Genomic DNA, 13,707 nt, shown 5'->3' with positions numbered 1-13,707 from the left:
GTGTAGACCGCCAGTTATTTATCGGCCTTGAGGATTTCATAATCACGCAGCTTATTGGCGATGGTGGTGTGCGACACGCCCAAGCGCTTGCCCAGTTGCCGGCTGCTGGAATGCTCGGCATATAAGGCTTCCAGCACCGCCTTCTCGAACCGGCCGACGATCTGCTCCAACCCTCCCTCCAACGAGAAATCGCCAAGCGGCTGACGCACCCCATAATCCGGCAAGCGAATATGCTCTGCCTTGACCGTCCCGCCTTCGCACAACGACACCGCCTGAAACAGCACGTTTTCCAGCTGGCGCACATTGCCCGGCCAGTGATAGTGGCTGAGCCGGTCCATCGCAGCCGGTGCCAGCTTGGGCAGCGGGCAACCGATCTGCCGGCTGGCTTGATCGAGGAAATGCTCAACCAACGGCGCCAACCCATCCAGGCATTCGCGCAACGGCGGGATATGCAGCGACAGCACATTGAGGCGGTGATAAAGGTCCTGGCGGAATTCGCCGCGGGCGCAAAGCTCAGACAAGTCCACCTGCGTCGCACAGATCACCCGCACATCCAGGTAGACCTCTTCATCACTGCCCACGCGGCGGAAGCATCCGTCCTGCAGAAAACGCAGCAATTTCACCTGCAGACGTGCGCTCATTTCACCGACGCCATCCAGAAACAACGTACCGCCTGCCGTCAGCTCCAACAGACCCAGCTTGCCTTCGGCCCGCGCGCCTTCAAACGCACCAGGCCCGTAGCCAAACAGCTCGGTCTCGGCCATTGACTCCGGCAAGCCTGCGCAATTGAGCGCCATCAATGGCGACTGCCCACGCGGGCTGGCCAGGTGACAAGCGCGGGCCAACAGCTCTTTGCCGGTGCCGGTTTCGCCTTCTATTAATAGAGGCGCATCCAAAGGCGCCATGCGCCGCGCCTCGCGCACCACGGCCGCCATGACCCTGGAGCTCTGGAAGATGCTGTCGAAACCACGCAGTTCCTGCTTGCGCACGTTGTAGATGCGCTCACCGACGCGGTCGGCGCGGTGCAGGGTCAGCACGGCACCCGCCATGGCTTCGCTGTCATCGTGTTCGGAGGATTGCAGCGGCGCGATGTCCGCCAGGAATACGTCGCCCTTGACCTTGACCCGCAAACCATTGATCCGCGACTTGCTCGCCCGCACCAGTTCCGGCAGGTCGAAGTCCTCGGCATAGCGCGACAGTGGAATTCCCGGCACCTCGTCCACGCGCACTCCGAGCAACTGCGCCGCCGCCCGGTTGGCGGCAACGATGGAGCCGCCCATGTCGATCGACAGCACCGGAAACTCCAGGGCGCCAAGCAGCGCATTGAGCTCCATATGCCGACGTTCGCTGGGCATCAGCCCTACCCGCTTGACACCAAACACCCCGGCAATGGCTTCAAATTGCGGGCGCAGCGCCTGGAACTGCATATTCACCAGGTTGGGGCAAAACAGGTAAATCGCATTGCCATGCTCGCCACCGACCTCGCCCTTGGCGACGTTGACGCCGTACTCCACCAACAGGTTGAGGATGTCCCGCAGGATGCCGATACGGTTTTGGCAGTGCACTTTAATACGCATGAAAAAGCCCGAAAGGTGGGAAGGCGCCGCGTCTTTTTGCCGCTGGGCGCAGATAGTCGTCAAGATTATGTGACAGCCCATGGGCATTTCACAGCCCAAGACAACGATGAGTCGGGCCATCGTAACGAATACTTTACAAAAACCGGTAACATTTCCTACAGCATTAGGCCGCAGCCCGATGGAATCCGGCGCCTTGCGGGTTATCAATAGGCTCATCGCAGGACATAACAAGAACGAATGCCTAGCAGGAGAGCCGTATGAAGCAAACGCACTACGTGGCCCGCGAGCCCGATGCGCAAGGTTTTATCCACTACCCGCCGGAAGAACACGCGGTGTGGAACACCCTGATCACGCGCCAGTTGAAAGTGATCGAGGGTCGCGCCTGCCAGGAATACCTGGACGGCATCGACAAGCTCGGCCTGCCGTTGGACCGCATTCCGCAACTGGGTGAAATCAACCAGGTGCTGGCCGAGACCACCGGCTGGCAAGTCGCCCGCGTGCCGGCGCTGATCCCCTTCCAGACCTTCTTCGAATTACTCGCCAGCAAGCAGTTTCCAGTGGCGACCTTTATTCGTACCCGCGAAGAACTGGACTACCTGCAAGAGCCGGATATTTTCCACGAGATCTTCGGCCACTGCCCGCTGCTGACCAACCCCTGGTTCGCCGAATTCACCCACACCTACGGCAAGCTCGGCCTGGCCGCGACCAAGGAACAGCGCGTGTACCTGGCGCGCCTGTACTGGATGACCATCGAGTTCGGCCTGGTGGACACCCCGCAAGGCCGGCGCATCTACGGTGGCGGCATTCTGTCGTCGCCCAAGGAAAGCGTGTATTGCCTGTCGGATGAGCCCGAGCACCAAGCCTTCGACCCACTCGAAGCGATGCGCACGCCGTATCGGATCGACATCCTGCAACCGCTGTATTTCGTCCTGCCCGAGCTCAAGCGCCTGTTCGAAGTGGCGCAGGAAGACATCATGGGCATGGTCGAGCGCGGTATGCAGTTGGGTCTGCACGCGCCGAAATTTCCGCCCAAACCCAAAGCGGCTTGAACCTTATGTTTTGAGGCCAGGTGAGTCTGTTCCCTGGCCGCGCGTTGCTTTAGGGTGACGCCACTGACGACCGTTTTTCAAACACTCGAATTCAGGACACTTCCCATGACCACCTTGAACCAAGCCCACTGCGAAGCCTGCCGTGCCGACGCCCCGCAAGTCAGCGATGAAGAGTTGCCGGTACTGATCAAGCAGATTCCCGACTGGAACATTGAAGTACGCGACGGCGTGATGCAGCTGGAAAAGGTTTTTCTGTTCAAGAACTTCAAATTTGCCCTGGCCTTTACCAATGCCGTGGGTGAAATCTCTGAAGCCGAAGGCCACCACCCAGGCCTGCTCACCGAGTGGGGCAAAGTCACCGTGACCTGGTGGAGCCACTCGATCAAAGGCTTGCACCGCAACGACTTCATCATGGCCGCGCGCACTGACGAAGTGGCCAAGGACGCCGAGGGCCGCAAGTAATGCATTTCGATGCCATTGGCCGCGTGCCCGGCGACCCGATCCTCGGGCTGATGGACCTGTATGCCCAGGACGGCAACCCGAACAAGTTCGACCTGGGCGTCGGCGTCTATAAAGACGACCAGGGCCTCACGCCGATTCCGCATTCGGTAAAACTCGCCGAACAGCGCCTGGTAGACACCCAGACCACCAAGACCTACATCGGCGGCCACGGCGATGCGGCATTCGGTGCGCTGATCAGCGAACTGGTGCTCGGCGCCGACTCGGCCTTGATCCGCGACCGCCGTGCCGGTGCAACGCAAACCCCAGGCGGCACCGGCGCCCTGCGCCTGAGCGCGGACTTTATCGCCCATAACCTGCCGGGGCGCGGCGTGTGGCTGAGCGACCCGACCTGGCCGATCCACGAAACCATCTTCGCCAAGGCCGGGCTCAAGGTCAGTCACTACCCCTACGTGGGTGCCGACAACCGCCTGGATGTGGCCGCGATGTTGGCCACACTCGCCACGGTGCCCGAGGGCGACGTGGTGTTGCTGCACGCGTGCTGCCACAACCCGACCGGTTTTGACCTGTCCCAGGACGACTGGCGCCAGGTGCTGAAGATTGTGCGCGAGCGCCAATTGCTGCCGCTGATCGACTTCGCCTATCAAGGCTTCGGCGACGGTCTGGAGCAAGACGCCTGGGCCGTGCGACTGTTTGCCGCCGAGCTGTCGGAAGTGCTGATCACCAGCTCTTGCTCGAAAAACTTTGGCCTGTACCGCGACCGTGTCGGCGCGTTGATCGTGTGCGCGGCGGATGCTGAAAAGCTCATGGATGTGCGCAGCCAGCTGGCAAACACCGCGCGTAATCTGTGGTCGACGCCGCCGGACCATGGCGCCGCCGTGGTGGCGACCATCCTTGGGGATGCCGAGCTGAAAAAGCGCTGGAGCGACGAAGTCGAAGCCATGCGTTCACGGATCGCGCAGTTGCGTTCAGGCCTGGTAGAGGCGCTGGCGCCCCACGGGCTGGCCGAACGCTTTGCGCATATCGGTGCGCAGCGCGGGATGTTTTCCTACACCGGCTTGAGTGCCGAACAGGTCAAGCAACTGCGCGAGAAGCACAGCGTGTACATGGTCAGTTCGGGACGGGCTAACGTGGCCGGGATTGATGCGACGCGCTTGACCTTGCTGGCCCAAGCCATCGCCGACGTTTCCCACTGAAGAAACCGAATCAAACTGTGGGAGCTGGCTTGCCTGCGATGGCGGTGTATCAGTCACTGAACAGGCTGACTGAACGACCGCTATCGCAGGCAAGCCAGCTCCCACATGTGAATGGTGTTGGTTTTTAGCCCGCAACCATCTCGGCTTTGATCTGCGCTTCCTTCGCCTGCGCATCCGCCAACCGATACAACTCGATATGCCCGTCCCAGTGCTCGATCAACGCCGTGCACGACTCCACCCAATCCCCGCAGTTGAGGTAATCCACCTCGCCCACCTTGCGGATTTCCGCGTGGTGAATATGCCCGCAGACCACGCCATGCAACTCGCGCTTGGTCACTTCGTGGGCGATCGCCTCCTCAAAGTCGCTGATAAAGCTCACTGCCGTTTTGACCTTGTGCTTGAGGTACGCCGACAGCGACCAGTAGCCGTAGCCATACCGCGCCCGCCAGTGATTGAGCCAGCGGTTCAGCGTGAGGGTGAATTCGTAGGCCGAGTCGCCGAGAAACGCCAGCCAGCGGTGGTACCGGGTGATCACATCAAACTGGTCGCCGTGGATCACCAGCAAGTGCCGGCCATCGGCGGTGACGTGCACCGCTTCGTCGACCAGTTGGATATTGCCCAGCATCAGCTTGGAATAGCGCCGCAGAAACTCGTCATGGTTGCCGGTGACATAGATCACCTCGGTGCCGCGCTTGGCCATGGTGAGCAGGCGGCGGATCACGTTGGTATGGGCCTGGGGCCAATACATGCCGCCGCGCATTTTCCAGCCATCAATGATGTCGCCAACCAGGTACACCTTGTCGGCGTGGTAACCCTTGAGAAACCGCGACAAGTGTTCGGCCTGACAGTCCCGCGTGCCCAGGTGCACGTCGGAAATCCACAAGGTACGAACCCGTTGTTTACGACCGGGTTTGGCGAATTCGGCACGGGTCATGGGCATCCCTCGACGGTGTTTTCGCGAGCTTGCGCCCTGGTGGTTAATAGCCCATGACAGCGGTGCGTCAGTCTGATGACAGCGCCTGGCGCCCGTGAAGCGTTGTAGACTGGCGCCCTGCACCCTCAGGAGACCGCGATGAGACCGACGCTCACGCTGCGCCACTACCTCGAAGAGCCGCTTGCCCACAGCCATGACCATGCGCAGTTGGTGTTTGGCCTGTCCGGGCACCTGGACCTGGAAGTCGATGGCCGGGGCAGCCAGGTGCACGAAAACAGCGTGATGGTGCTGCCCTTCTCCGCCCACCACGCCTGCGGCAGCCGTGATGGCAGCCGTTGCCTGGTGCTGGACGTGCCCACCGAACACTGGGTTGTGCAATCGCTGGGCGAGCATGCCGATGCCAGCCGCCGCCTGCTCGACCAATCGGCACGCCTGACCCTGGATTCGCGGCAAAGCCAACTGGTGCAATGGCTGGCGCACAGCCCGGTGGATGACCCGCTGATCGTGCAGCAAGGCGCGGTGCTGTTATTGGCCAGCCTCAATCACCCGCTGGCCCAACCGATGCCGGGACGACGCCTGCCGTATGCGGCGTTTGATGCGCATATCGAGCGACACGTTGCGCACCCATTGCAGGTCGTGGACCTTGCGCGCATTGCCGGCCTGTCGGTCGCGCGCCTGCACGCGCGCTTTATCGCCGAGTGCGGGCAGACGCCGATGGACTACATCCGCGGGCGCCGCCTGCAGATGGCCTTGAACCTGTTGCGCAACACGCCGCTGCCCATCGGCGACATTGCCGAGCGCGTCGGCTACAGCTCGCAAAGTGCGTTTGCCGCCGCGATGTTGCGCGAATTTGGCGCATCACCGGGCGCATTGCGGCGCTCATCATAGTCTTGCGACAAAAAACGCGAGCCGGACGACAGACGCCCACACCTCCAACCTCTAGACTGCGATTCTGTCACCCCGTTGGTTCAAGGATCGCAATGACTCCCCGCTCAGCCCTCGGCGCCCTGCATATCGGCGCACTGATGTTTGGCCTCACCGGCGTATTCGGCAAGCTGGCGGCGGCCTCGCCCGCCATCATCGTCTTTGGCCGGGCGGCCTTCGCCGTGGTGGCGCTCGCCGTGTTTGCGCGATTCGCCAGCAACACCACCTGGAAAACACTTCAGATGCGCGACTGGCGCCGCCTGCTGATCAGCGGCGTGCTGCTCGCGGCGCATTGGGTAACCTTCTTCATCGCGGTCAAAGTCGCTGGCGTCGCCGTCGCCACGCTCGGGTTTACCGCGTTCCCGGCGTTTACCGTGATTCTCGAAGGGCTGATCTTCCGCGAGCGCATTCGCGCCAATGAAGTGCTGCTGGTGGTACTGGTCAGTGTCGGCCTGATCCTGGTGACGCCAGACTTCAACCTTGCCAGCGCAGCCACCGGCGGCCTGCTCTGGGGCATTGCCTCGGGCCTGCTGTTTTCGCTGCTGTCGCTGAACAACCGCGCCAGTTCCGGGCGCATCCCCGCGGTGCAGGCGGCGCTGTGTCAGAACGTGGTGGTCGCGGCTTGTCTGCTGCCGGTAGCGGCACCCGGGCTGGCGGATGTACGGGCAATTGACTGGTTGTGGATCGGGCTGCTCGGGGTGTTCTGTACCGGCCTGGCCCACAGCCTGTTTGTCGCCAGCCTGGCGGTGATCAAAGCGCGCACCGCCTCGGTGGTGTTTGCCATGGAACCGGTCTACGGCATCACCGCGGCCTGGGTGCTGTTTGCCGAAACCCCGACCCTGCGCATGCTGCTGGGCGGCGCGCTGATCATCGTCGCCATCGTGCTTTCCGGGCTGATGGGCAGCACCAGCCAAGCCAAGGCGCCTGCGGCGGCCTGATGCTCAGGCTGTGCGGTCGTTGTGGCCCAGATCCCGCTGTGGGTCGATCTGGTCACGTACGCGCTGCTTGAGCACCTTGGCTTCGGGGAAGCCGCCGTCGGCCTTGCGCTCCCAGATCTGCACGCCATCGCAGGTGATGCGAAACGCGCCGCCGGTGGCCGGCTCCAGCGCCACACGGCCCAGGTCATCGGCAAACGTACTCAACAATTCCTGGGCCAGCCACGCGGCGCGCAACAGCCACTGGCACTGGGTGCAATAGGTGATGACGATCTCGGGTTTGCTCAGCGACATAATTTGAGAGGTTCCTGGCATAACGGGCTGGGTGAATCGGGTGGCTATAATACCGGCCTTTATTGCCCAGCCTCGAGATTCATGATGCGCCGCCTGTTGTCTTGCCTGTTTCTGTGTTTGCTTCCATTGCTCGCCGACGCCGTTGAAACACCCCGTCCCAAAATCGGCCTCGTGCTGTCCGGCGGCGCCGCGCGTGGCCTGGCGCATATCGGTGTACTCAAGGCCCTGGAGGAGCAAGGGATCCAGATCGATGCGATTGCCGGCACCAGCATGGGCGCGGTGATTGGCGGGCTGTACGCCTCGGGCTACAAGATTGATGAGCTGGAAAAGCTCGCGCTGAATATCGACTGGCAACAAGCGCTGTCCGACGCACCGCCGCGCGAAGACGTGCCGTTTCGACGCAAGCAGGACGACCGCGACTTTTTGGTCAAACAGAAGCTCAGTTTCCGTGACGACGGCAGCCTCGGCCTGCCACTCGGAGTGATTCAGGGTCAGAACCTGGCACTGCTGCTGGAAAGCATGTTCGCCCACAGCAGCAACACGCGTAACTTCGACAAGCTGCCGATCCCGTTCCGCGCGGTGGCTACCGACATCACCACCGGCGAAAAAGTCGTGTTCAACAAAGGCCACTTGCCCCAGGTGATCCGCGCGAGCATGTCGATCCCGGCGGTGTTCGCCCCGGTGGAAATCGACGGCCGGCTGCTGGTGGACGGCGGCATGACCGACAACATCCCGCTGGACGTGGCACGCGAGATGGGCGTCGACATTGCCATCGTGGTCGACATCGGCACCCCGCTGCGTTCGCGCAAGCAACTTGCCACTGTCGTCGATGTGCTCAACCAGTCGATCACCCTGATGACCCGGCGCAACTCTGAAGAGCAACTCAAGGCGCTGCACCCCAAGGATGTGCTGATCCAACCGCCGCTGGCGGCCTTCGGCGTGACGGACTTCGGCCGTGCCAGGGACATGATCGACGCCGGCTACCGCGCCACCCGCGCGCTTGATATACGCCTGGCGCATCTGCGCCCTGCTGAGCCTGTCGACCCGCAACTGATCGCGGCCCGCACGCCCGGCGAGCGCACGCCCGTGATCACCGCCATCAAGGTGGAGAACGACTCGAAGGTCAGCGATGACGTGATCCGCTATTACATCCGCCAAAACCTGGGCGAGCCTTTGAACCTGGGCCGTCTGCAAACCGACATGGGCACCCTGTACGGCCTGGACTACTTCGAGCAGGTGCAATACCGCGTGGTGAAAAAGGGCCAGGACAATACCCTGGTGATCAGTGCTCGCGGCAAACGCAGCGGCACCGACTACTTGCGCCTGGGCCTGAACCTGTCGGATGACATGCGCGGCGACAGCGCCTTCAACCTCGGCGCCAGCTACCGCATGAATGGCATCAATCGCCTCGGTGCCGAATGGCTGACGCGGGTGCAGATCGGTGATCGCCAAGAGCTGTACAGCGAGTTCTACCAGCCACTGGATGTCGGTTCACGCTACTTCGTCGCGCCCTATATCAGTGCCCAGGCGCAGAACGTTGAACTGATTCTGGACAACGATCCCATCTCCGAATACCGTCTGGAGCGCTATGGCTTTGGCTTGAACGTCGGTCGCCAGATCGGCAACAGCGGCGAGATCCGCTTCGGCGTCGGCGAAGCCTGGGGCAAAGCGGACGTGCGCATCGGCGACCGCGACCTGCCGAGCGTGAGCTTCAGCGAGGGCTTCTATGAACTGAAGTACTCGTTCGACTCGCTCGATAACGTGTACTTCCCACACACCGGCGAAGACATCGGCCTGGCGTTCCGCGAATTCGAGCCCGGGTTAGGCTCGGACCAGCGCTATCGACAATGGGAGTTCAAACTGGACAAGGCCATGAGCCGCGGCCCGGACACGCTCATACTGGGCGGCCGTTACGGGCGCACTCTGGATAAATCCGACGTGGTGGTGTCCAGCTTCCTGCTGGGCGGTGCGCGGCAATTGTCCGGCTTTCGCGAAGATGCGATCTCGGGGCAGAACATCGCTCTGATGCGCGCGGTGTACTACCGCCGCCTGACGCCGCGCTCGTACCTGCCGCTGGATTTCCCGCTGTACCTGGGGGCCTCGGTGGAACGCGGCCGGGCGTGGAACAACGACAATCAATTCGATAGCGGTTACATCAACGCTGCGAGTATTTTCCTGGGGTTCGATACCCCGCTGGGGCCGCTGAATTTCAGCTACGGGTTCAATGATGACAATCAGCAGGCGGTGTACCTGAACCTCGGCCAGACGTTCTAGGCACAAAAAAAGTGGGAGCTGGCAAGCCAGCTCCCACTTTTTGATCCCTGGCGAATCCCAGATCAGGACTTTTCCAGATTCGCCAGGATGTGCCCATGCACACGCATGCACACGCGCAGATCCTCTTCATCCACGCCTACAAACAGCTCATGGCGCAACGCTGTGGCAATGGTTTCAATCTGATCGATCAACGGGCGGGCGGTGTCGCACAGCAATATGCGTTTGGCACGACGGTCTTCAAGCACCGCCTGGCGTTGCACCAGACCCTGACCTTCAAGGCTGTCGAGCAGGCGGGCCAGCGTCGGCCCTTCGACGCCAACACTTTGAGCCAGCTCGCGCTGAGTGGGCGCTTCCGCAAAACGGGCCAGGTGCAACAGCACCAGCCAACGCGCCTGGGACAAACCCAGCCCCGCCAAGCGGCGGTCCAGTTCGGCGCGCCAACCTCGGGACATTTGCGCCAACTGCATGCCAAAGCGGTGTTGATCGGTTAAAGGCATAAAAAACTCATGGTTTAGACTGAAAATAAAGTGTGGCTAATTATTAGTCAGCTAAGCATGAGCCATGCCAGGAGGCAAGCGCCGCTCTGTACTGATTCGTTACATTGGCGCAATTGGCACACTAAATTTCGAATTCCGACTGCAAAGCAGCCCGCACACAATACAAAACACCTTCAGGCACACGACCGGTAAACAGTGGCGCGATCTCCGCAACCGGTGGCAATTCGCCCTCTCCGTCGAGGAATGCATCCTGGATTTCACCGAGCAGATCTTCCGGCAAATCAAGGGCCTGCTCCAACGACAACTGCTGCTTGCCGATGGATTCGGCCAGCAGGGTATAGACGTTTTTTTCCGAACATTGCAGTTGGCCGGCAATCTGGATCGGGGTCATGCCGGCACGCGCCAGGCTGATCAATTCGTGGCGAATATCGGCGACTTCCTTCGGCGCCTCGGCCTGGCCGCCGAGCACTTCGAGGAACGCTTGCCCGTAGCGTTCCAGCTTGCGCGCGCCGACGCCGCTGACCCGGGCCATTTCGGCCATGGTGGTCGGCTGCTCGCGCAGCATCTCCAGCAACGTGGAGTCGGGGAAAATAACGTAAGGCGGCACGCTGTGTTCCTGCGCAAGTTTGCGTCGCAGGGTGCGCAAGGCTTCCCATTGCTCGCGCTCTTCGCCACGGACCAACTGGCTGGCCTGGCTGGTGCTGCTCTTGGCCGTGGTCTGCGGTTTGAGGTCGCGACGCAGCTCCAGGCTCACTTCGCCCTTGAGCAATGGCCGGCAACTGTCGTTCAGGCGCAGGCCGCCATACCCTTCCAGGTCGATGTCCACCAGGCCGCGGGCGACCATCTGCCGGAACAGTGAGCGCCACTCGCCTTCAGCGCGGGCTTTGCCGACGCCATAGACGGAGAGTTTTTCGTGGCCGAAGCTGCGCACTTTTTCGTTGTCCTTGCCCAGCAACACATCCACCAGATGGCCCACGCCGTAACGCTGGCCGGTGCGATAGATGGCCGACAACGCCTGGCGCGCCGGCTCGGTGGCGTCCCAGGTCTGCACGCCGTCCACGCAGTTGTCGCAGTGGCCGCACGGCTCGGGCATGTCTTCGTCGAAGTACGCCAGCAGCGTTTGGCGGCGGCAGCGCGTCTCTTCACACAGCGACAGCATTGCGTCGAGCTTGTGTTGCTCCAGTCGCTTGTGACGCTCGTCGCCCTCGGAGTTCTGCAGCATCTGCTTGAGCATCACCACGTCTTGCAGGCCGTAGACCATCCAGGCATCCGCCGGCAGGCCATCACGGCCGGCGCGACCGGTTTCCTGGTAATACGCCTCGAGAGACTTGGGCAGGTCCATGTGCGCGACAAAGCGCACGTTGGATTTGTCGATACCCATGCCGAACGCGATGGTCGCCACCATGATCAGGCCTTCCTCGTTGAGAAAGCGCTTCTGGTGGGCAGAGCGCGTTTCATTGGGCAGGCCCGCGTGGTACGGCAGCGCCGGGTAGCCTTGCTCGCAGAGGAACGCGGCCACTTCATCGACCTTCTTGCGCGACAGGCAATAGACGATGCCCGCATCGCTGCGCCGCTCGGACAGGAACGCCAGCAACTGCTTGCGCGGCTGCTCCTTGGGCACAATGCGGTAGAAGATGTTCGGCCGGTCGAAACTCGACAGGAAGCGCTCAGCGTTCTGCAAATGCAGGCGCTCGACGATTTCTTCACGGGTGCGTTTGTCGGCAGTGGCCGTCAACGCGATGCGCGGGACGTCGGGAAACAATTCCGCCAATTGGCCCAGCTGCAAATATTCGCGACGAAAATCGTGGCCCCATTGCGATACGCAGTGGGCTTCATCGATGGCGAACAGGGCGATTTCCAGGCTCTGCAAAAACGCCAGCATGCGCGGCTGCACCAGACGCTCAGGGGCCAGGTAAAGCATCTTCACTTCACCGCGCTTGATGCGCGCGGCCAGGTCGCGCTGCTGCTCGGCGCTGAGGGTGGAGTTCAAGGAGGCGGCGGCGACACCAAGCTCTTCAAGGGTGGCGACCTGGTCGTCCATCAACGCGATCAGCGGCGACACCACCACGGCCAGGCCGTTACGCAACAGCGCCGGCACCTGGAAGCACAACGACTTGCCGCCGCCGGTAGGCATCAGCACCAGAGCATCACCGCCACTGGCCACGCGCTCAATGATCGCACCCTGGCGGCCACGAAAACTGTCGTAGCCGAAGATGTCCTTGAGGACGCGTTGAGCCTGCTCGAGCATGTAAAACTCCAAAATGGTGCCGAAATCCCTCTGTACAGGCTGGCCGAAAAACCCCGGCTTCACGGGAAATAATCCGTAAGCGAAGTTTTCGCGGGTTGGCGCTTGGCCTGCAGGGGCATCACAAAACGCGGCAGTATACCCGAGCGTCGGTCCGCAAAGGGCGCCACTGACGAACAGCGACTGCTATCTAAAACCTGGCAAATATGCCTTGCAGCTGGCCTGGGGGCTCAAGAAAGCCTAGAATTGCGCATCGTTTATTCCCAAGGTATGCCGTAATGTCCTTCGCTGAGCAACTAACCCGCCTGCAAGCCTTCCTCGACGCCGATGAGCTGCATGACGAGGCGCTGGACTACGTGGCCGCCCACGGCTACCTGACCGCCCTGTCGATCTCTTCCGACATCGTGCCGGACCGTGAATGGATCGACGCCTTGTTCGCCGAAGAGCCGCATTACGCCGATGCCGCCCAACGCGAAGAAATCGAATCCACCCTGCTGGCCCTCAAGGCCCACATCGGTCGCCAACTGGCTTCCGACGAGGAATTCGAGCTGCCTTGCGAGCTGGACCTGGGCGAAGACCCGGATGACTCCGACCTGCGCGGCTGGTGCATCGGTTTCATGGAAGGCGTGTTCCTGCGCGAAGCCGCCTGGTTCGAAACCGCCGAGGAAGAAGTCAGCGAAATGCTGCTGCCGATCATGGTCGGTTCGGGTCTGTTCGACGACCAGCCGGAATTCTCCGACATCGCTTCCGACGCCAACCTGATGGACGACATGATCGTACAGATCCCGGAAGCCCTGACCGCCCTGTACCTGTTGTGCAACGCCCCTGACGAAAAACCGGCGATCCTCAAGCCCCGTCACCACTGAGTCGTTTGCCCGTGTCCCCCATGGGCAATCGCTCGCTACTCCTGCGTTACGCACTGCTGGCCATCGGCTGGTTGAGCGTGGCGCTGGGAGTGATCGGCATCTTCCTTCCAGTACTGCCGACCACGCCCTTCCTGCTACTCGCCGCCGCCTGCTTCGCTCGAAGCTCCCCGCGTTTCTACCACTGGCTGGTGGAACACCCGCGCCTGGGCCCGTGGATCAAAGACTACCTGGACGGCAATGGCATTCCGCTCAAGGGCAAGGTCTACGCACTCGGCTTGATGTGGCTGAGCACTGGTTTCTCCTGCTACCTGGTGCCGCTGCCGTGGGCACGCGGTTTTATGCTGACCAGTGCCGTGCTCGTGACTGTCTATATTCTGCGCCAGAAAACCCTGCCGCCCCGCGAACGGTAGCCGCGGGCCTGGGTGGTAGCCGGGCTTGCCCGCGATAGCGTCGCCAC

General features: G+C 61.8%; 13 protein-coding genes. 8 read left to right on the top strand and 5 right to left on the bottom strand.

The features are described 5' to 3' along the window. Positions 1-14: 14 nt before the first annotated feature. Positions 15-1,577 (bottom strand): sigma-54-dependent transcriptional regulator, encoded by a 1,563-nt coding sequence (locus AACU78_RS14145; RefSeq protein ID WP_106576441.1) that lies wholly within the window; start codon positions 1,575-1,577, stop codon positions 15-17. Between the two features lie 257 nt (positions 1,578-1,834). On the opposite strand from AACU78_RS14145, the gene phhA reads away from it, so the two are divergent. The 3 genes from phhA (at position 1,835) to AACU78_RS14130 (ending at position 4,281) form a co-directional block, all read left to right on the top strand. Beyond that, positions 1,835-2,626 (top strand): phenylalanine 4-monooxygenase, encoded by a 792-nt coding sequence (gene phhA / locus AACU78_RS14140; RefSeq protein ID WP_106576440.1) that lies wholly within the window; start codon positions 1,835-1,837, stop codon positions 2,624-2,626. A gap of 105 nt (positions 2,627-2,731) precedes the next feature. Continuing rightward, a complete protein-coding gene (locus AACU78_RS14135; protein WP_106576439.1) occupies positions 2,732-3,088 on the top strand; it encodes a 4a-hydroxytetrahydrobiopterin dehydratase in 357 nt (118 codons plus the stop codon). Next, the gene (locus AACU78_RS14130) at positions 3,088-4,281 is read left to right on the top strand and encodes an amino acid aminotransferase (RefSeq protein ID WP_106576438.1); all 1,194 of its coding nucleotides are present in this window, start codon (positions 3,088-3,090) and stop codon (positions 4,279-4,281) included. Before AACU78_RS14135 ends, AACU78_RS14130 begins: the two co-directional genes overlap by 1 nt. 124 nt (positions 4,282-4,405) lie before the next feature. On the opposite strand, the gene AACU78_RS14125 is transcribed toward AACU78_RS14130, so the two are convergent. Then, positions 4,406-5,215: a UDP-2,3-diacylglucosamine diphosphatase gene (locus AACU78_RS14125; RefSeq protein ID WP_106576437.1), complete on the bottom strand. Its 810-nt coding sequence runs from the start codon at positions 5,213-5,215 to the stop codon at positions 4,406-4,408. 138 nt (positions 5,216-5,353) lie between these two features. On the opposite strand from AACU78_RS14125, the gene AACU78_RS14120 reads away from it, so the two are divergent. Beyond that, the gene (locus AACU78_RS14120; protein WP_106576436.1) at positions 5,354-6,103 is read left to right on the top strand and encodes an AraC family transcriptional regulator; all 750 of its coding nucleotides are present in this window, start codon (positions 5,354-5,356) and stop codon (positions 6,101-6,103) included. Between the two features lie 92 nt (positions 6,104-6,195). After that, entirely contained in the window at positions 6,196-7,077 is an 882-nt protein-coding gene (locus AACU78_RS14115) for a DMT family transporter (protein WP_106576435.1), read from the top strand. Between the two features lie 3 nt (positions 7,078-7,080). Here AACU78_RS14115 and AACU78_RS14110 read toward each other — a convergent pair whose 3' ends face one another. Next, on the bottom strand, positions 7,081-7,368 hold the full coding sequence (locus tag AACU78_RS14110; protein ID WP_106576434.1) for a SelT/SelW/SelH family protein: 288 nt from the start codon (positions 7,366-7,368) through the stop codon (positions 7,081-7,083). Between the two features lie 84 nt (positions 7,369-7,452). On the opposite strand from AACU78_RS14110, the gene AACU78_RS14105 reads away from it, so the two are divergent. Then, positions 7,453-9,642 carry a patatin-like phospholipase family protein gene (locus tag AACU78_RS14105; protein ID WP_106576433.1) on the top strand — a complete coding sequence of 730 codons (2,190 nt, stop codon included), beginning with the start codon at positions 7,453-7,455 and terminating at the stop codon, positions 9,640-9,642. Between the two features lie 62 nt (positions 9,643-9,704). Here the strand turns inward: AACU78_RS14105 and AACU78_RS14100 are convergent, their stop codons facing one another. After that, on the bottom strand, positions 9,705-10,139 hold the full coding sequence (locus AACU78_RS14100) for a MarR family transcriptional regulator (RefSeq protein ID WP_106576432.1): 435 nt from the start codon (positions 10,137-10,139) through the stop codon (positions 9,705-9,707). A 121-nt stretch (positions 10,140-10,260) separates the two neighbouring features. Then, positions 10,261-12,387 (bottom strand): DNA helicase RecQ, encoded by a 2,127-nt coding sequence (recQ, locus tag AACU78_RS14095; RefSeq protein ID WP_053258024.1) that lies wholly within the window; start codon positions 12,385-12,387, stop codon positions 10,261-10,263. A 275-nt stretch (positions 12,388-12,662) separates the two neighbouring features. Here recQ and AACU78_RS14090 point away from each other — a divergent pair, with 275 nt between their 5' ends. Continuing rightward, positions 12,663-13,250 carry a UPF0149 family protein gene (locus tag AACU78_RS14090; RefSeq protein ID WP_106576431.1) on the top strand — a complete coding sequence of 196 codons (588 nt, stop codon included), beginning with the start codon at positions 12,663-12,665 and terminating at the stop codon, positions 13,248-13,250. 20 nt (positions 13,251-13,270) lie between these two features. Beyond that, a complete protein-coding gene (locus AACU78_RS14085) occupies positions 13,271-13,660 on the top strand; it encodes a YbaN family protein (RefSeq protein ID WP_106576430.1) in 390 nt (129 codons plus the stop codon). Positions 13,661-13,707 lie beyond the last annotated feature (47 nt).

The organism is Pseudomonas sp. R9.37 (assembly GCF_963878885.1).
GTDB lineage: Bacteria > Pseudomonadota > Gammaproteobacteria > Pseudomonadales > Pseudomonadaceae > Aquipseudomonas.
Note: the sequence above shows the minus strand (reverse complement) of the source record. Positions and strands in the feature narration are given on the sequence as shown.